Below are 16,568 nucleotides of genomic sequence, written 5' to 3'. Positions count from 1 at the left end.
CCCTTATTTGTCATTAAGATTTTATTGAAAAAAAGGATTGTACTGCTTTTCAAAACCTATGTTAGTTGGATTTCCATGCCCTGAATAGACTTTGGTTTCGGAATCAAGCGTGAATAATTTGGTTCTGATGCTATCCAGTAATTGGTTGTAATCTCCCTTGTATAAGTCGGTTCTTCCGATACTACCTTCGAACAAAACATCACCGGAAATAATAAATTTCTGTTTCTCGTTATGGTATGCAACGTGTCCTGGCGAATGACCTGGAACGTGATAAATTTTGAATTCGTCTTCGTCCAACTTTAAAGTTTCTCCTTCATTGATGAACTGAACTTCCCCATCAAAAGGTTTCATGAAAAAGCCGAATTGTTTTGCAGTGAAAGGATTTCGATCAAGAATTTCCTTTTCGATTTCATGCATCAAAACAGGAACTTTATAGGTGTCATGCGCCCACTGAAGACCCATTACATGGTCAATATGAGCATGCGTGAGGATTATTTTTTGAACTTTGAGCTGATTTTCTGAAATGAAGTTTTCTAAAGCCTCAGTTTCAAAACTTTGAATATTTCCTGGGTCAATAATAAAAGCATTTTGATGTTCGTTATACACCACATACGTGTTTTCCGAAAAAGGATTGAAGGCAAATGATTTAATCTGTAACATTTCACAAAATTAAGTTTTTTATTGAAATTATAGAGGTTAACAAAAGCTTTAGCCAACCAGATTTATTTTGGCTCAAAATTCGTTATCTTCGTCATTATGAAAATATTGAATTTGTTTTTTCTTCTTATAGTCACCTCTGTTTTCGGACAGAAGATAGCAGGAATTCAGTTGTTTAATCCGCAAACCAACGACGAAACGCCAGTGATTGGCATCGATGAACAATTGGTGTTGAGGTTCGATGACTTGTCCAATAGAAGCACTATTTATCGATATACCCTAAAACATTACGACCGTAACTGGAAAGATGATGGACTTTTTTTTACCGAATTTGCCAATGGAGGTCTGAACGGATTAATTGATAGGTTCGAATATTCTTTCAATACTTTACAGAAATATACGCATTACGAATTGGTGTTCCCGAATGAAAGAATTCAACCTAAAATTTCAGGAAATTTCGAATTGGTGGTGTACCTCGATTCTGCAGACGAGCCGCTTTTTACACGAAGATTTTGTGTGGTGGAAGATGGAGCAAGTTTGGCGCTGCAGATTACCAGAATTTCTGAAGCAAGAAATCCGCAAATCAACCAAAGGGTAGAAGTACAGGCGGTTTCCGAGGCTCAGAGTTTGGTTTCTAATCTTAATTCGATGACACTTAATGTCGTACAAAATAACAATTGGAGTACTGGAGTTTATAACCAAAGAGCAACGTCAAGCTTAGGAAATAGAGTGCTTTTTCAACAAATGAGTTTGGTTTTTCCCGGGAATAACGAATTCTATTATTTTGATAACAAAAATATGAACCGTCCTTTTGATATGGTTGCTGGAGGAGAAATCATTGATGGTCAAAATCATAATTATCTTCATCCCGTTTGGACTTCTCCAACCACTTATCAATATCAACCTGATGTTAATGGCGCTTTTTATTTTAGACGAAATGATTTAGGGCAAGAGCGAGACGCTGATACAGAAGGGGATTACGCGTGGGTGTATTTTAGCTTGGAGTCACACCCGATGGATAAGGAACTCTATGTCTTGGGAAGCTTTAATAACTTTGTTCCAAGCAAAGAAAGCCAAATGCAATATGATGAAGCGAAAGGGATGTATATTGCTAAAATTTACCTGAAACAAGGTTTCTATAATTATATTTTAGCCACGAAAAATTCTGACGGCAGCTTGAATTTTGGTGAAATTAATGGAAATTTCTGGCAAACAGAAAATCTTTATCAAGCCTTTTTATACTACCGTCCGTTTGGAAGAAGTTACGACGGGTTGTTAGGATATGGAGAATTTCGAACTCCAGTTCAGTAGAAATTTAGTTTTTGATTTTCAAAGGAGAAACCACGATTTTGTAGAGGTCACAATCTTCAAAACAAATGCCGTTTTCATTCCAATAAGGATTTTTAGGTTCTAAAATTGGGACTTCAAATTTTTTCAGATTTTCTAAAATTTTGTCATACTCTTCCTGAGTTTCAGAATAGAATACCAAAATATCATCTTCATCGGTTTGATGATTCGGAGCTTCATCAGTTTGAGTAAACTCCAAATGCCAATCTTAACCTTCCTTTCCTAAGAAAACTCCATCATAACCATTATGGTTTTCGAATTTTCCTAAAATTTGAAAATCCAAAACCGCTGTATAAAAATAAATCAACGATTCTAATTTCTGAGTATGTCTTGCGTAACGGAAATGCATATAATTCAATTTTTTTTAACTGCAAAAGTCACAAAAGTTGCAGAAGTTTTTATGAAAATAATCTCTTACTTTCTTTTGGGACTTTAGCGCATTTTCTATGATTATAAAAAAATCTACATGATTTGGATACATGTAGATTTTTGTACAATATTTTAGATTACTCTTTAATAAGTTTTTTAGTTGTTATTGTTCCATTTTCAAACAAAACTTTTACAAAGTAGGTGCCCTTATTAAGGGCGGAAATATCTAAATTTGATTGTATAGTTTTTGAAAGTTTTCCATCCAAAGAGTAGATTTCAAATTTATTTATTTTTTGATTTGTTTTAAATGTCAAAAATTGTTTCATAGGATTCTCAAATGTAATATCAACATTTGTTTGATTGACTTCAGAAGTCGAAAGAGAACTACTATTTAACAAATATTTCACTATATATCCATTCCCATTTGCAAATATGCTATTATTGGAGATAATCATATCACTAATCCAACTTAAGGTAGGAAGAGTCTCTACATAATAAGAGAAAGTCGAATCTATTGCGCCGCTCTGATTTAATCTCGTGATAAAAAACTTAATGTCATTATTAACTTCCTTTGCACCACCAATATAATAGTAGCCATTTTTTTCAATTATACTTAAAATCCAAATAGGAAAGGGAAGATACGTTGAAGGATTGAAATTAAAAGAATTATCCAAACTACCATCCTGATTAAATCTGTTTAACTGTCCATCCAAGTTTGATTTTACAATATAATTACTACTATCCATAATGCCTCCTGCATTATAAACTGTTTGTAAATTACCATTATTTCCAAAGGTTGTCAACGGTTGACCTTCTGAACTGAATTTTTGCATAATCCCATTATAGTGCCCACAAACTATATTATTTTGGTTGTCAACAAAGGTAGATGTACCATTAGACCATGTTCCTAAAGTAGTAATCGAACCATTAGTTCCAAAAGTACTGTCAATACTTCCATCAGTATTTAATCGATAAATTTTATGTTGATTATTCTCGTCAATACAATGAACAATTATTTTTTGATTTTGAAGGATAATTCCAACGGAGCCGCCATTTGTGTCCATCCCAATAGTTGGTATTACTGAAGAAATACCATTTGTACCAAAGGTACTATCAAATTGTCCGTTAGGAAGGATTCTAAAAATAGTTGAATTCGAAAGAATTAATAGTAGTTTTCCGTCAGGCTGCTTTGTGAGGTGGCTGTCACTAACAAAATTTGGTAATTGAGTTTTTCCATTGGTGCCAAAAGAAGTGTCCAAAGTTCCATCAATATTGAGTTTGGAAATGTAAGAAGTCCAATTGTTCCACATGCTATAAGTAAAACATATAGTTCCATCCGGATTTTGAACCATTCGAGGGAATTCATCCATGTTACCACTTCCAATGGTATGGATGCCTCCCGAAGCAAAGGACTGGTCTTTGGAAATAATTTGTGCATAACAACACTGGATTGCAAATAAGAATCCTAATAATAGCTTTTTTTTCATTTTATGTTTTTTTAATAATTTTGAAACCTTTTTTCAAAATGAAAATCTTCATTTTGAAAAAAAATCAGAAAAATTTATCAAAAATAAGAAATATTTAGCTAATTTTAAATGGAATAATGAAAAATTTAGTGTGAAAATTATTGATATTATATTTTTTTATTCCGTATAATATTGATTTAAAGTAAAGTTGAGTTGTTGAGTTTTCTACACCAAATAAAAATCATTCAATCGCTCTTCGCAAAGGGTTTTCACGACTTCAATCCAACGGTCTTCATCGTTCAAACATGGGATGTAGTGAAAATTTTCTCCTCCTGCATGTAGAAATTCTTCTTTTCCTTCGACCGAAATTTCCTCTAAAGTTTCCAAACAATCTGAGACAAAAGCGGGACAAACAATAGCTAAATTTTTCACACCTTTTTTCGGAAGATTTTCTAAAGTTTCGTCGGTGTAAGGCTCAATCCATTTGTCTTTTCCTAAACGTGATTGGAAAGTAACCAAAGTCTTTTCTTTAGGAAGATTCAGTTTTTGAATAACTGATTCTGTCGTTTTGAAACATTGATGACGGTAACAAAACTGATGACTTGGATTGCTTTCACGAGAGCAACAATCATTCAGATTACAAGTTTTTGTTGGGTCGGTTTTATAGATGTGACGCTCTGGGACTCCGTGATATGAAAACTGCAACGCATCAAAATTTTCAGGCAATTTCTCCTGAATGCTATCTGCTAAACAGTTAATGTAAATATCTCTGTTGTAAAACGGCTGAACGTAGTTAATTTTAACATTAGGGAAATGCTTTTTACGAACTCCCTCAGCTTTTTCAACTACCGTTTCTGTTGTACTCATCGCATATTGCGGATAAAGCGGAAACAAAACAATTTCGGTAACTCCTTGTTCGGTTAGTTTTCTTATACCTGTTTCAATAGACGGTTCTGCGTAACGCATCCCGATTTCAACAGGAACATCCACCAATTTTTGCAATTTTTTCTGAATTTTCTGAGTAATCACAATCAAAGGCGAACCTTCATCGGTCCAAACGGTTTTATAAGCTTCTGCAGATTTTGCCGGACGTGTTTTCAAAATAATCCCACGAACCAAAAGAGCACGAAAAAACCAACGATAATCTATGACTTTTTCGTCCATAAGGAATTCATCAAGGTATTCTTTAACATCCTCTACTTTGGTCGATTTCGGAGAACCGAGGTTGACGAGGAGGATTCCTTTTTTCGAGTTTCGAGTTTCGAGTTTCAAGTTATGAGGTTCTATGTTTGAATTTTGTTTTGCGTTCAAAGGTCAAATTTTAATAATTTTAAACAAAAAAGATTCTTTTGTATCACGAGTCTCGAAACTCGAAACTCGCAACCAGAAACGTATTACCCATTCACAGCTTCTACTTTTTCTACTAAATCAGGAACGAATTGTTTCAAAATATTTTCAATTCCGCCCTTTAAAGTCGCTGTAGAACTTGGACATCCAGAACATGCACCTTGTAAAAGCATTTTCGCGGTTTTGCTCTCCTTATCGTATTCCAAAAGCGAAATTTTTCCACCATCGTTTTCAACAGCGGGAGCAACATATTCAGTCAAAATATCAGAAATCTTTTGCTCGTCTTCGGTATAATCTCTGTTAAGAATTTTCTCTACAGGATTTTCATGGGTTTGAGGAGCGATATTAGAAACTTTGTTTCCGGCTTGTAGAAATTCAGCGATAAAACTTCTAACAGCAACCATCACTTCATGCCACTGAACAGAATCATCTTTGGTAACTGCCACGAAATTATCAGAAATAAAAATTTCTTTCACAAATTTGAATTCATCATAAAGTGCCTTTGCCAAAGGAACATCATCAGCTTCTTCTCTCGATTTAACTTCAATAAAGCCCTCTACGATAAAACGCTGAGAAACGAATTTCATTACCGCAGGATTTGGGGTCATTTCCGCATAAATCGGGAACAACTCACGTTTGGTTTGCTTATAAATTCTTGGATTTTCCAAAAGTTGGTCTTCGATAACGTTTTTCAAACTTTCTGCAACCACATCCCATTCAACAGTATCTTGTTTGGCTACCGCAACAAAATTCGCAGTAATAAAAATCTTATCAACGAAAGGATAATTGAAAAGTTCTCCAGCTAAAGGAATCTCCGAAATATCCGAAGTTCTGTCCAATTCCAACGAACCTGGAATCAGGTTATAGTCGGCTACAAATTTCATAACCTTAGGATTGGCTGTAGTTTCTATAGTGATTTGTCGCATTTTTTAAGTAAATTTGAGTAGTGCAAAAGTACACATTAGATGTTAGAAGATAGAATTTAGAAATTAGATTTTGTCTATTTTTCAAATGTAACAATATAACAATGTACCAGTGTAGCAATTAAGGTAAAATAGAATTGGTCGATTGATACACTTTTAAATTGGTAAACTAAATAATTATGGCAATCATTAGAGAACTTTTAGGGAAGGCCCCACAAATTGGAGAAGATACTTTTATCGCAGAAACGGCAACTATTATTGGAGACGTGGTGATGGGAAAGCAATGCAGCATTTGGTATAATGCAGTGATAAGAGGCGATGTTCACTTCATCAAAATGGGAGACAAAGTCAATGTGCAAGACAACGCTATGTTGCACTGTACTTACGAAAAATTTCCTTTAAATATTGGAAACAATGTTTCCATTGGTCATAATGCGATTGTGCATGGTTGTACGCTTCAAGATAACGTTTTGATAGGAATGGGTGCCATCGTGATGGACGATTGCGTGGTGGAAAGCAACTCTATTGTTGGTGCTGGTTCTGTGGTGACGCAGGGAACGTATATTAAATCAGGTGAAGTTTGGGGCGGAATTCCAGCCAAAAAAATAAAAGATATTTCTGCAGAGCTTTTAGAAGGCGAAGTCAACAGAATCGCCAATAATTATGTGAAATATTCGAGTTGGTATAAGGATTGATTTTCAATAAAAGTTTACTTTAACAGTTCTCTGATTGAGTTAAATTCTTTCAAGAGATAAAATTGCCTTTCAAAAAAAACATAAAGAGATGAAAAAAGCCCTATTGATATTTCTTGTCATTAGCAATTTTCTATTTGGACAATACGAAAGTTTGAGGGACAAACGTATTGTCTTACTGGGAGAACCTACACATGGCGATGGTGCCATTTTCGATGAAAAACTGAAAATAATAAAAAATCTTCATGAAAAGGAAGGTTATAATATTCTGGTTTTCGAAGCGGGACTTTATGACAATTACAAGGCTTACGAATTTTATCAGACTAACCATAGTCTTGAGGAATATTATAGAAGTGTTTTTGGAATTTGGTCCGATACACAAATGTTTCAGGATTTACTTGATTATGCTGAAAAGAATCCCAAAATGGTGATTCTTGGAGTTGATTATCAGGAAGGAAACCTTTTTCAACAATATTATTTGAAAGATGTCAAAAATCTATTCAGTCAAAAGAATATTACCTTCTCGGAAGTTGAGTATCAGACCGTAGAAAAAACACTTGTCTATCTTGATTTAGAAAGTTATGCTAAAAATAATCAAGAGACCGAAGCGCTTTATAAATTGTACACGCGTTTTCAATCTGCCTTTGCAAGCATTAAAGACAAAGATTTTAAAACAAAAATTTTGGAACAAGCTTTTCGTAGCAGAATGGTTGACGTTGATTGCGCTTTAAAAGAACTTAGAGGAGAAAAAATTATTGTACAGAATCCAAGAGATGCTCAGATGGCTGAAAATTTTATTTTTTTGCAACAACAGTTTCCAAATGAAAAAATGATGGGATGGTTTGCGAATTACCACATTGCAAATGATTTAAGTTCCTTTGAATTAAATGAAGTTTCCAGAGATTACGCTACAAAAATGTATCAAAAGGAAGGAGAAATTGTTGGACATCAAGAAGATACTTTCGAAAACAAAATTTCACAGATTTCGGAGCTGAAAAATGCCAAAACAATGGGAGCTATCTTGAAGAACTATTACAAAGACAAGTTATTTAGTATCGGATTTACAGCGTATTCAGGGAATTATTCAGGAACTCATGGGAAAGAAATGCCTATTCTTTTACCACCCAATAACAGCATCGAAAAGGATTTATTTGAAAGAAATTCTGGCAACACCCTTGTTGTTTTAGATAACTATGAAAAAAGGGTGTTTTATTCTTCTAATTTAGGTTATTTGCCACTATTACTTAATTGGAAATCTGTTTATGATGGCATCTATTATATTCCGAATATGTATGTCCCAAAAAGGATAACTTATTCTAAAACGACTTCGTCTGAAAGTAAAACTGAATTTGCTAATAAAATTACAGGAGAAGTACTGAATAAAAAGTCTAATAAGCCGATTGCGTACGCCAATATTTATTACAGTACAGCCAATAAGAGTGTTGTTGCAAACAGCGAAGGTCAATTTAGTATCAGTAAAAGCAATGATGCCAATGATTATCTCATTATCTCGGCGATTGGATTTGATAGTGATTCGATTAAATTAAATGATGTTAAATCTAATCAGCGTTTTTTTCTACACCCATCTATAGAAAAAACAACTCAAATTGAAGAAGTAATTGTTAAAGCCAAAGCAAGTTTGACAGCCAAAGAAATATTGAAAAGAGCGAAAGAAAGTGTTCAGAATAATTATATTCAACAACCGTTTAATCAAAATTTTTATGTATCTGAAAAGACTTATAATGCAAAAGACAGTTTGGTTTATAATGAGGAGGCATTAATTTCACTCTATAGTAAAAAAGGAATGAATAGTTCTGTTAATGTAGAAAGAGGAATAGGTGGGGAAATTTTACAATACAAAGGCCAATCCCAGAATTCAAAATCGGAAAAATGGAGCGGAATAGGAAGTCTATGGACTCATCTCAACCGAGATGTTATATTGAGTGAAGCTAATGTTTTGTATAGGACATCTGCCTATGAACTGAATCAAAAAGAGATTTTAGAATACGAAGGAAGAAAAGTGTACAAAATCGATTTTACGAACACTTCTCCAGGCGCTTATTCCACTGGATATGGTTATCCTGCGCCGATTAGTTCAGCAGGGAGTATCTATATTGATAAGGAAACATTTGCGGTATTGCGTTATGAACATTGTGTAACCAGAGAGAAAAACCAATATAAAAATTCTAAATATCCTAATCAGGTTTTCCATAAAATTATAGAAACGTATAAAAAAGTAGGTGGCAAATATTATCTCAACTTTTATCAGGAGACCAATAAAACCAATCATATTTTATCGGAAACCAAAACTGTTGCAACATATCAAGATTTTGTAATGATGTCCGAAGATATTGAGTCAAAAAATATAAAAGAGATTATACGTCCATTGATAAATTTGAAAGAAGATTATCAAATAGAAACAAAATCGGATTTTTGGGAAAAGAATAATTTCTTTTTATCCTCACCTAATTACAAATTTGAGACTTGCTCTTTTTAAAAAAAAAACACACAATCATGTTAGAATTCCCTACATTAGAAACCGAAAGATTGATACTCAATCGTCCATCTGAAGATGATTTGGTGGATATAATTTACCATCTTAATCAGACTTCGGCTTTTTCCGAAAACACATTGAGTATGCCTTATCCTTACTCAGAAGAAGATGGAAAATTTTGGCTGAAAATGATTGATGACGGATTCAAAAATGGAGATGCTTATATTTTCGGAATTCGAGATAAGGAAAATCAAAAACTTATTGGCGGAATAGGTTTGCATTTGGTTTCAGCTCACCTAAAAGCCGAACTCGGTTATTGGATAGCACAAGATTATTGGAATAAAGGAATTGCGACGGAAGCAGCAAAAGCTATTTTAAAATTTGGTTTTGAAGAACTAAATCTCTATAAAATCTACGCCTCTTATTTTACGCACAATCCAGCTTCTGGTAAAATTTTGGAAAAGTGCGGAATGCAATTCGAAGGTCATCTCAAGCAAGAAATAGTCAAGCAAGAGAAAAGGCATGATTTGGTGAGGTTTGCAATTCTCAAAGAAAATTATTGAGGTTTTTCGCTTTCAGGTCTTGGATAAAATAATATTGCTTTGTTGTTTTCGCAACGGATTTCGGTTGGTTCGGTGACAAGGTTGCAATCCGAGGTGACTTCGTATTTGGTGTTGAATTCCCTTTGCCGCTCTGTAAATTCAGCAATTTTTGGAGCAATACTATCTTCAATTTTGATGGGGTAAGCAATATATTTTTCTGGTCCACCACAAGGCTTGGAACCAAGAGGCGACACTTTCCATTTTTCGATGTTATAACAAGGAGACTCATTGGTAAGTCTCTCTATATCAGCATAAAGGTCTTGTAGAATCTTACCGTCGGTATCTCTTTGGCCAGAATACTTGGGCTTGATGGCAACATCTTGAGGTAATGTCGATGGGTCGATTACATTTTGGTTTTTACAAGAAAATAATAAGATAAAAGCGAGAGTTAGGAGGACGCATTTATTCATCAAATATTTTTTTAACAAAGCTATCAAAAATTCTGCCTTTTCGGAAGGTTATTGATTTTTTCTTTATTTTTGAATAATGAATTCCACTCTTTTCGAACTCGTAGAATTTACCAGCCGAAGCATTTTCCTTACTGGAAAGGCAGGGACAGGGAAAACGACCTTTCTTAACGAGTTTGTAAAAAAAACTCAAAAAAAACATATTGTTGTTGCACCAACAGGAATCGCCGCGATTAATGCGGGTGGAGTTACCATACATTCGATGTTTGGGTTTCCTTTGAGAAGTTTTTTGCCTACTACTGATAGGATTGATGGTAATCTTGCTATGAATATCGCTGACCTAATGCAGCATTTCAAATACCGAAAAGACAAACAAAAATTACTTCGAGAGATAGAGATTATCATTATTGATGAGGTGTCGATGTTAAGAGCTGATGTTCTGGATATGATGGATTTTTCTTTGCGTTTTGTCAGGAGAAATCAACAAAAATTTGGTGGTGTCCAGATGTTATTTATAGGTGACTTATATCAGCTTCCGCCCGTTGTTAGAGATGAAAGTGTCTTAAGAATGTTGTACGCGTCACCTTTCTTTTTTGATAGTTTTGCGCTCAAAGAACTTCCTTTGGTGACCATCGAATTGACCCAAGTCTATCGACAGACGGATGAAGGGTTTTTGGAAATTCTTAATGCGATCAGAAGTGGAGAAAGGGATGAAATTGACTTTGAAAAACTCAACGAAAGATATAATCCAAGTTTCGAACCTGAAGAAGAATCTTACGTCTATTTGACTTCGCATAACCGAATGGCAGACGAAATCAATCAGACGAAATTGAGTGAATTGCCAGGTAATTCTTATTTCTACAAAGCCAGTGTTTCTGGAGAGTTTAAAGAAAATCAGTTTCCGAATGAAGAAGTTTTGGAACTTCGAGTCGGAGCGCAGATCATGTTTATCCGAAATGACGCCAGTGGAGAACGAAAGTATTTTAATGGAAAATTAGCTGAAGTTGTTCATCTTGATGAAGACGAAATTTGGGTCAATATTGAAGGTGAATCAGAGGATTATAAATTAAAAAAGGAAACCTGGGAGCAGAAAAGATACAATCTAACCGCGGACAAAAATATTGAAGAAGAAGTTATTGGAGGATTTCAACAGTATCCCATTCGGTTGGCATGGGCGGTCACTATTCACAAATCTCAAGGTTTGACTTTTGACCGTTTGATTATTGATGCGGGCAAGTCATTTGCTTCTGGACAAGTCTATGTTGCGCTTTCGCGTTGTCGTACTTTGGAAGGAATTGTTCTGAAATCCAAAATTACTCCCGAGATTATTTTTAGCGACCATCGAGTCGAACATTTTCAGGAAGCCACTAATGCCAATGAGAGAATGGAGGAGATTCTTCATGCGGAAAAATATGATTATGCGATCAAAAAATTGTTGCTAAAGATTGATTGTCGTTGGATAATCATGGAGAACGAAAAATGGAATCGAGAGGTATCCATTTTTAAGAAAGTAGACCAACAAAAAATTAATTCAGCTTACCTTGGGACTAAAAAAGAAGGCGAAAATTTGAATAAAATTTTTGAAAAATTCGAAAAAGTTCTTCTTTCCATGACTCAGAAATTTGTTCATCAAAATGAAGAATGGAAGTCCATTGAAGATAAAGGCAAAGGAGCTATTAATTTCTTTTTTGGACAGGTCAACGAGAAAATTTTCGAACCTTTCAAGGAAGTGTATTCCGAGACCAAAGGAGTCAAAGGACTGAAGGCCTTCAACGAAAGTACGAGAGTGGTGCTCGATGATTTAGAAGATTATTTGAAGGATTTGCAAAATATCAAGTTACTGGATGTTCCGCTTTTTGAACAAGAAAACAAAAAAGTAATTTCGACTCAGATTGCGAAAGTACCAAGTCATATTTTGACCTTTCAACTCTTCGAAAACGGAAAGACTGTTCCAGAAATTGCTAAAGAACGGGGATTGGTCGTGGAGACCATTTATGGACATTTGGGTAAATTTGCTTCGCAGGGAGTTTTGGATATTACGAGGATTGTGGCTAAAGAGAAGATTAAGGCCTTCGAACAAGAATTCAAAAATGAAGAAAAATATGAAGGACTTAATGATTGGAAAAATGCACTTCCCAAAGATTTTGAATTTCACGAAATCCGTTTGCTGCTCAATCATTACACCTATTTAAAGGAAAAGAATGAAAAATCTTGAATTATCAGTTCTTGACTTGGCGATTGTCAAAGAGGGAAAAAGTATTAATAAGACCTTTCAAGATAGTCTTGATTTGGCGCGCACTGTGGAAAATCTTGGATACAAAAGATTTTGGCTCGCAGAACATCACAACATGGAGAGTATTGCAAGTTCGGCGACTTCTGTTTTGATAGGATTTATTGCTAACGGAACTCAAAAAATTCGAGTGGGAGCAGGCGGAATTATGTTGCCTAATCACAGTTCTTTGGTAGTTGCAGAACAATTCGGAACTTTAGAAACGCTCTTTCCTAACCGAATTGATTTGGGACTTGGTCGAGCTCCAGGGACAGATTCTTTGACAGCGAAAGCACTTGGACGAAATCCTATGAATATCAACGAAGGCTTTCCGCGACAGATTGCCGAATTACAAAAATATTTTTCGCTTGAAAATGCACAAAGTCCAGTTCGTGCAATTCCCGGAGAAGGTAATAATGTTCCGCTTTACATTTTGGGCTCAAGTACTGACAGCGCTTGGTTGGCATCAAAATTAGGATTGCCTTATGCTTTTGCTGGCCATTTTGCTCCAGAACAAATGGAAATTGCTTTTCAGATTTATAGGGATAATTTTAAGGAAAGTGCAAGTCTTTCGAAACCTTATATTATTGCTTGTGTTAATGGAGTTGCAGCAGAAACCAATGAAGAGGCGTTGTTGCAGATTAATACTTTATATCGAGGATTTCTTAATATTATTAGAAATGAGCGAAGGCCATTTTCACCTCCAGTCAAGGATATGGACGATATTTGGTCACCGATGGAAAAGGCGATTGTTTTGCAAAAACTGAAGTACAGTTTGGTTGGTGATTTAGATACAATTCAATCGAAAATATCGGAGTTTCAAGAAAAATTTGAAGTTGATGAGCTGATGATTACATCTCACATCTATGACCACGAAGCAAGAAAAAAATCCTACGAAATTTTTAGGAAAGCGGTTGGTGGATAATTAGAAAAAATAGGTTTTCTAGAAAAAGATTTTATTTAATTCTTTTCAATAGACGATACAAGAAGTAGATTACTGCTCCCAATAAAACCAAACTAATCGTTTGGATCAAAAATAAACCTGAATTAAAAGTGGCTATAAATTCGGTCATGATATTTAGTTTTAGGGTGAAGACTATTTTTTTTCTGAATTTAGAGCTAATTTAATGTTTTTTTGAAAAAAAACGCGCTCCTCTTCACTGATTTTACCTTGATCCATCATCTATCATCTATCATCCATGATCTATCACCCCTCACTAATAATAATTCGTATTATTCATGATGTTCTCGAAATTAGCTTCACTAAGAATACCTAATTTTTGATAATGTTCCAGAAGGTCTTTTTCGGCTTTCAAATTGATTTCCTGAGTTTGAAGAAAATAAGAAGTGAATTTTTCGCCAGAATTGAGTTCAATAAAAACTTGATTCTCAGTTCCTTTGGATGCGAAACCTCGAAAGTCTCCCAAAACATCGTTACCGACAAAACGCAAATGTTTAACTTCGGAGATGTTCATTTTTTGGTCGTTAAGTTCAATAGTTTCAGCGGTTAGATTAAGAGTTCCGACTGGTTTTTTCTTTTTAGATTTAAAGAAAATATAATGTAAAACTCTTACTAAAAATAATGAGATAAGGCTGATAATAACTCCGAAAGTGGACTCCAAAATTTTGTCTTTGTAACGAAAAAACTGTGGAAAAAGTGCCACAATGTACATGGTAATGAGCAGTACTGCATTAAGGATGATGAGCAAATTCAATATTTTTGAAAAACCGAATGGAGACTTTTTGGATAATGCGTATGTTGTGAAAACCATTAATTGTGGGCGTTAATTTGAGTTTTCAAAATTACGTTAAATTTTTAATTTCCCTTCCGAAAAATGTATCTTTGCCAAAATCAATATTAGAAATGTCCGATATACATCTTAATACCATTCCTGAAGCTATCGAAGACCTGAAAAATGGTAAAATAATCATCGTTGTTGATGATGAAAACCGTGAAAATGAGGGTGATTTTTTGTCAGCTGCGGAATTGACTACACCAGAAATCATCAATTTTATGACCATCCACGGAAGAGGTTTGATTTGTACACCACTTCCTGAAAAACGTTGTGATGAGTTGGGTCTTGATATTATGGTGACCAGAAGCAGCGATCCTAAGGAAACTGCCTTTACTGTTTCTGTAGATTTGCTTGGAGATGGGGTTTCGACGGGGATTTCTGCAAGTGATCGTTCCAAAACGATTTTGGCGTTAATGGATGAAAAAACCAAACCGACCGACTTCATGCGTCCAGGGCATATTTTTCCACTTCGTGCGAGGAAAGGTGGAGTTCTAAAAAGAGCAGGACATACTGAAGCAGCTATTGATTTGACCAAATTAGCAGGTCTTAAAGAAGGAGGCGTGATTTGTGAAATCATGAACGAAGACGGAACCATGGCAAGACTTCCCCAATTGATGGAGCTGGCCAAAAAGCTAGATTTGAAGATTGTTTCCATCGAAGACCTTATTCATTATCAATTGAAGAAAGGTGATCTAATCGAGAGAATTGAAGAGCGAAAAGTGAAAACTTTTTATGGAGAATTCGATTTTTATGCTTTTAAAGAAACCAGCACAGACCAAATCCATTTTGCTTTGACCAAAGGAAGTTGGGTAGAGAATGAACCTGTTTTAGTGCGAGTTCAGGCGAGTAATGCATATTTCGATGTTTTGAGCCGATTGAATTCTGGTGAGAAGCCACAATTGGAAAGAGTAACGCAGATGATTAATGAGGCGGGAAAAGGAGCCCTTATTTTTATTAATAACGTTTCCAATAACGAAAATACTTTGAGAAAGTTACAACAGTTTTTAGATTTCCAAGATGGAGCGGCAGAGCGACCAACCTTGGCTTCTAACTTCCGTGATTATGGAATTGGAACCCAAATTCTCAAAAATTTAGGAATCAATAATTTTAGAGTGATTACTCAAAATCCGAACATCAGACCGCAGGTTGGTGGTTACGATGTAGAAGTGACTGAGATGGTTCAGCTCTAAGTTTGAATTAAATTTATAAAACCTGTCATTGCGAGGAACGGAGCAATTCCAAGATGGAGAACAGATTGCTTTGTCATTTCATTTCATTGCAATCCTCGCAAAGACGATCTAAAAATAATGAACACCAAAGAACAAAAATTAGAAGCCTTTTCTCAACTTCTTGATATCATGGACGATTTGCGAGAGCAATGTCCTTGGGACAAAAAGCAAACTTTGCAGACTTTGAGACACCTAACATTAGAGGAAGTTTATGAGCTTTCTGACGCATTGTTGGAAGAGGATTTGGACGAAATCAAAAAGGAATTAGGTGATGTTTTGTTGCATTTGGTTTTTTATGCAAAAATTGGTTCGGAAAAGGGCGCTTTTGATATTGCTGATGTTATAAAATCATTGAATGAAAAGCTAATTTTTAGACATCCACATATTTATGGTGATGTTGAGGTAAAAGACGAGGAAGAAGTTAAGCAGAATTGGGAAAAACTAAAATTAAAAGAAGGAAACAAGTCCGTGCTTTCAGGCGTTTCCAAAGGAACTCCGAGTCTTGTCAAGGCTTATCGAATTCAGGAAAAGGTGAAGGGAATTGGTTTTGAATTCCATAATACGGAAGACGCTTGGAAAAAAGTGGAAGAGGAGTTGGACGAATTTCATGCAGAAACTGATCCGGAAAGAAAGGAAAAAGAATTAGGTGACGTCTTCTTTTCATTGGTCAATTACGCAAGGATTTCTGATATTAATCCTGATTCGGCTTTAGAAAAAACCAATAATAAATTTATTTCTCGTTTTCAAAAAATGGAAGGTTTAGCCCACGAAAAGAATCTAATTCTTTCTGACCTTTCGCTGGAACAAATGGATGAACTTTGGGAAGAAGCGAAGAAGAGCGAGAAGTGATTAATGAAGGGTGAATGATGAATAATGATTGATGATTGATGATTGATGATTGACGAGGGATGATTAATGAATGAAATATCGGTTATTATATCTAAATATTCAAAACCACTCGTTTATTTAA

General features: G+C 35.0%; 16 protein-coding genes. 8 read left to right on the top strand and 8 right to left on the bottom strand.

The genetic code is table 11. From position 1 onward, the window contains the following. Positions 1 to 21: 21 nt before the first annotated feature. Positions 22 to 660 carry an MBL fold metallo-hydrolase gene (locus AC4AGG_RS05900; protein ID WP_489771066.1) on the bottom strand — a complete coding sequence of 213 codons (639 nt, stop codon included), beginning with the start codon at positions 658 to 660 and terminating at the stop codon, positions 22 to 24. Between the two features lie 96 nt (positions 661 to 756). Between AC4AGG_RS05900 and AC4AGG_RS05895 the strand changes: the two genes are divergently transcribed. Beyond that, on the top strand, positions 757 to 1,968 hold the full coding sequence (locus AC4AGG_RS05895; RefSeq protein ID WP_489771065.1) for a type IX secretion system plug protein: 1,212 nt from the start codon (positions 757 to 759) through the stop codon (positions 1,966 to 1,968). A 4-nt stretch (positions 1,969 to 1,972) separates the two neighbouring features. Here the strand turns inward: AC4AGG_RS05895 and AC4AGG_RS05890 are convergent, their stop codons facing one another. The 5 genes from AC4AGG_RS05890 to AC4AGG_RS05870 form a co-directional block, all read right to left on the bottom strand. Next, on the bottom strand, positions 1,973 to 2,203 hold the full coding sequence (locus AC4AGG_RS05890) for a hypothetical protein (protein WP_489771064.1): 231 nt from the start codon (positions 2,201 to 2,203) through the stop codon (positions 1,973 to 1,975). Between the two features lie 9 nt (positions 2,204 to 2,212). After that, positions 2,213 to 2,353, bottom strand: a complete 141-nt coding sequence (locus tag AC4AGG_RS05885) for a hypothetical protein (RefSeq protein WP_489771063.1) — start codon at positions 2,351 to 2,353, stop codon at positions 2,213 to 2,215. Positions 2,354 to 2,510: 157 nt separating this feature from the next. Continuing rightward, entirely contained in the window at positions 2,511 to 3,860 is a 1,350-nt protein-coding gene (locus tag AC4AGG_RS05880) for a T9SS type A sorting domain-containing protein (RefSeq protein ID WP_489771062.1), read from the bottom strand. A 204-nt stretch (positions 3,861 to 4,064) separates the two neighbouring features. Further along, positions 4,065 to 5,111, bottom strand: a complete 1,047-nt coding sequence (hemH, locus tag AC4AGG_RS05875) for a ferrochelatase (protein ID WP_489771087.1) — start codon at positions 5,109 to 5,111, stop codon at positions 4,065 to 4,067. 122 nt (positions 5,112 to 5,233) lie between these two features. Next, positions 5,234 to 6,112, bottom strand: a complete 879-nt coding sequence (locus AC4AGG_RS05870) for a NifU family protein (RefSeq protein ID WP_489771061.1) — start codon at positions 6,110 to 6,112, stop codon at positions 5,234 to 5,236. Between the two features lie 176 nt (positions 6,113 to 6,288). Here AC4AGG_RS05870 and AC4AGG_RS05865 point away from each other — a divergent pair, with 176 nt between their 5' ends. From AC4AGG_RS05865 to AC4AGG_RS05855, 3 genes are all read left to right on the top strand, one after another. After that, positions 6,289 to 6,804 carry a gamma carbonic anhydrase family protein gene (locus AC4AGG_RS05865; protein ID WP_489771060.1) on the top strand — a complete coding sequence of 172 codons (516 nt, stop codon included), beginning with the start codon at positions 6,289 to 6,291 and terminating at the stop codon, positions 6,802 to 6,804. Positions 6,805 to 6,892: 88 nt separating this feature from the next. Beyond that, positions 6,893 to 9,298: a carboxypeptidase-like regulatory domain-containing protein gene (locus AC4AGG_RS05860; protein WP_489771059.1), complete on the top strand. Its 2,406-nt coding sequence runs from the start codon at positions 6,893 to 6,895 to the stop codon at positions 9,296 to 9,298. A 17-nt stretch (positions 9,299 to 9,315) separates the two neighbouring features. Continuing rightward, positions 9,316 to 9,858 carry a GNAT family N-acetyltransferase gene (locus AC4AGG_RS05855; RefSeq protein ID WP_489771058.1) on the top strand — a complete coding sequence of 181 codons (543 nt, stop codon included), beginning with the start codon at positions 9,316 to 9,318 and terminating at the stop codon, positions 9,856 to 9,858. Here AC4AGG_RS05855 and AC4AGG_RS05850 read toward each other — a convergent pair. Next, positions 9,852 to 10,307, bottom strand: a complete 456-nt coding sequence (locus AC4AGG_RS05850; protein WP_489771057.1) for a hypothetical protein — start codon at positions 10,305 to 10,307, stop codon at positions 9,852 to 9,854. The genes AC4AGG_RS05855 and AC4AGG_RS05850 overlap by 7 nt on opposite strands. A gap of 76 nt (positions 10,308 to 10,383) precedes the next feature. Between AC4AGG_RS05850 and AC4AGG_RS05845 the strand changes: the two genes are divergently transcribed. Both AC4AGG_RS05845 and AC4AGG_RS05840 read left to right on the top strand, forming a co-directional pair. Then, on the top strand, positions 10,384 to 12,519 hold the full coding sequence (locus AC4AGG_RS05845; RefSeq protein ID WP_489771056.1) for a helix-turn-helix domain-containing protein: 2,136 nt from the start codon (positions 10,384 to 10,386) through the stop codon (positions 12,517 to 12,519). Next, positions 12,506 to 13,498 carry an LLM class flavin-dependent oxidoreductase gene (locus tag AC4AGG_RS05840; protein WP_489771055.1) on the top strand — a complete coding sequence of 331 codons (993 nt, stop codon included), beginning with the start codon at positions 12,506 to 12,508 and terminating at the stop codon, positions 13,496 to 13,498. Before AC4AGG_RS05845 ends, AC4AGG_RS05840 begins: the two co-directional genes overlap by 14 nt. A 292-nt stretch (positions 13,499 to 13,790) precedes the next feature. Here AC4AGG_RS05840 and AC4AGG_RS05835 read toward each other — a convergent pair whose 3' ends face one another. After that, on the bottom strand, positions 13,791 to 14,345 hold the full coding sequence (locus tag AC4AGG_RS05835; RefSeq protein ID WP_489771054.1) for a hypothetical protein: 555 nt from the start codon (positions 14,343 to 14,345) through the stop codon (positions 13,791 to 13,793). Between the two features lie 92 nt (positions 14,346 to 14,437). On the opposite strand from AC4AGG_RS05835, the gene ribB reads away from it, so the two are divergent. Next, positions 14,438 to 15,559: a 3,4-dihydroxy-2-butanone-4-phosphate synthase gene (gene ribB, locus AC4AGG_RS05830; RefSeq protein WP_489771053.1), complete on the top strand. Its 1,122-nt coding sequence runs from the start codon at positions 14,438 to 14,440 to the stop codon at positions 15,557 to 15,559. Between the two features lie 117 nt (positions 15,560 to 15,676). Then, positions 15,677 to 16,447, top strand: a complete 771-nt coding sequence (gene mazG, locus AC4AGG_RS05825) for a nucleoside triphosphate pyrophosphohydrolase (RefSeq protein ID WP_489771052.1) — start codon at positions 15,677 to 15,679, stop codon at positions 16,445 to 16,447. Positions 16,448 to 16,568: the final 121 nt, after the last annotated feature.

Source organism: Chryseobacterium sp. CG10_8 (assembly GCF_058117085.1).
Note: the sequence above shows the minus strand (reverse complement) of the source record. Positions and strands in the feature narration are given on the sequence as shown.

Excerpts from the sequence above, each read along its gene's own strand:
- AC4AGG_RS05900 (WP_489771066.1), bottom strand. The coding sequence starts at position 660 with ATGTTACAGATTAAATCATTTGCCTTCAATCCTTTTTCGGAAAACACG.
- AC4AGG_RS05895 (WP_489771065.1), top strand. The coding sequence starts at position 757 with ATGAAAATATTGAATTTGTTTTTTCTTCTTATAGTCACCTCTGTTTTC.
- AC4AGG_RS05885 (WP_489771063.1), bottom strand. The coding sequence starts at position 2,353 with ATGCATTTCCGTTACGCAAGACATACTCAGAAATTAGAATCGTTGATT.
- AC4AGG_RS05880 (WP_489771062.1), bottom strand. The coding sequence starts at position 3,860 with ATGAAAAAAAAGCTATTATTAGGATTCTTATTTGCAATCCAGTGTTGT.
- AC4AGG_RS05870 (WP_489771061.1), bottom strand. The coding sequence starts at position 6,112 with ATGCGACAAATCACTATAGAAACTACAGCCAATCCTAAGGTTATGAAA.
- AC4AGG_RS05865 (WP_489771060.1), top strand. The coding sequence starts at position 6,289 with ATGGCAATCATTAGAGAACTTTTAGGGAAGGCCCCACAAATTGGAGAA.
- AC4AGG_RS05860 (WP_489771059.1), top strand. The coding sequence starts at position 6,893 with ATGAAAAAAGCCCTATTGATATTTCTTGTCATTAGCAATTTTCTATTT.
- AC4AGG_RS05855 (WP_489771058.1), top strand. The coding sequence starts at position 9,316 with ATGTTAGAATTCCCTACATTAGAAACCGAAAGATTGATACTCAATCGT.
- AC4AGG_RS05850 (WP_489771057.1), bottom strand. The coding sequence starts at position 10,307 with ATGAATAAATGCGTCCTCCTAACTCTCGCTTTTATCTTATTATTTTCT.
- AC4AGG_RS05845 (WP_489771056.1), top strand. The coding sequence starts at position 10,384 with ATGAATTCCACTCTTTTCGAACTCGTAGAATTTACCAGCCGAAGCATT.
- AC4AGG_RS05840 (WP_489771055.1), top strand. The coding sequence starts at position 12,506 with ATGAAAAATCTTGAATTATCAGTTCTTGACTTGGCGATTGTCAAAGAG.
- AC4AGG_RS05835 (WP_489771054.1), bottom strand. The coding sequence starts at position 14,345 with ATGGTTTTCACAACATACGCATTATCCAAAAAGTCTCCATTCGGTTTT.
- ribB (WP_489771053.1), top strand. The coding sequence starts at position 14,438 with ATGTCCGATATACATCTTAATACCATTCCTGAAGCTATCGAAGACCTG.
- mazG (WP_489771052.1), top strand. The coding sequence starts at position 15,677 with ATGAACACCAAAGAACAAAAATTAGAAGCCTTTTCTCAACTTCTTGAT.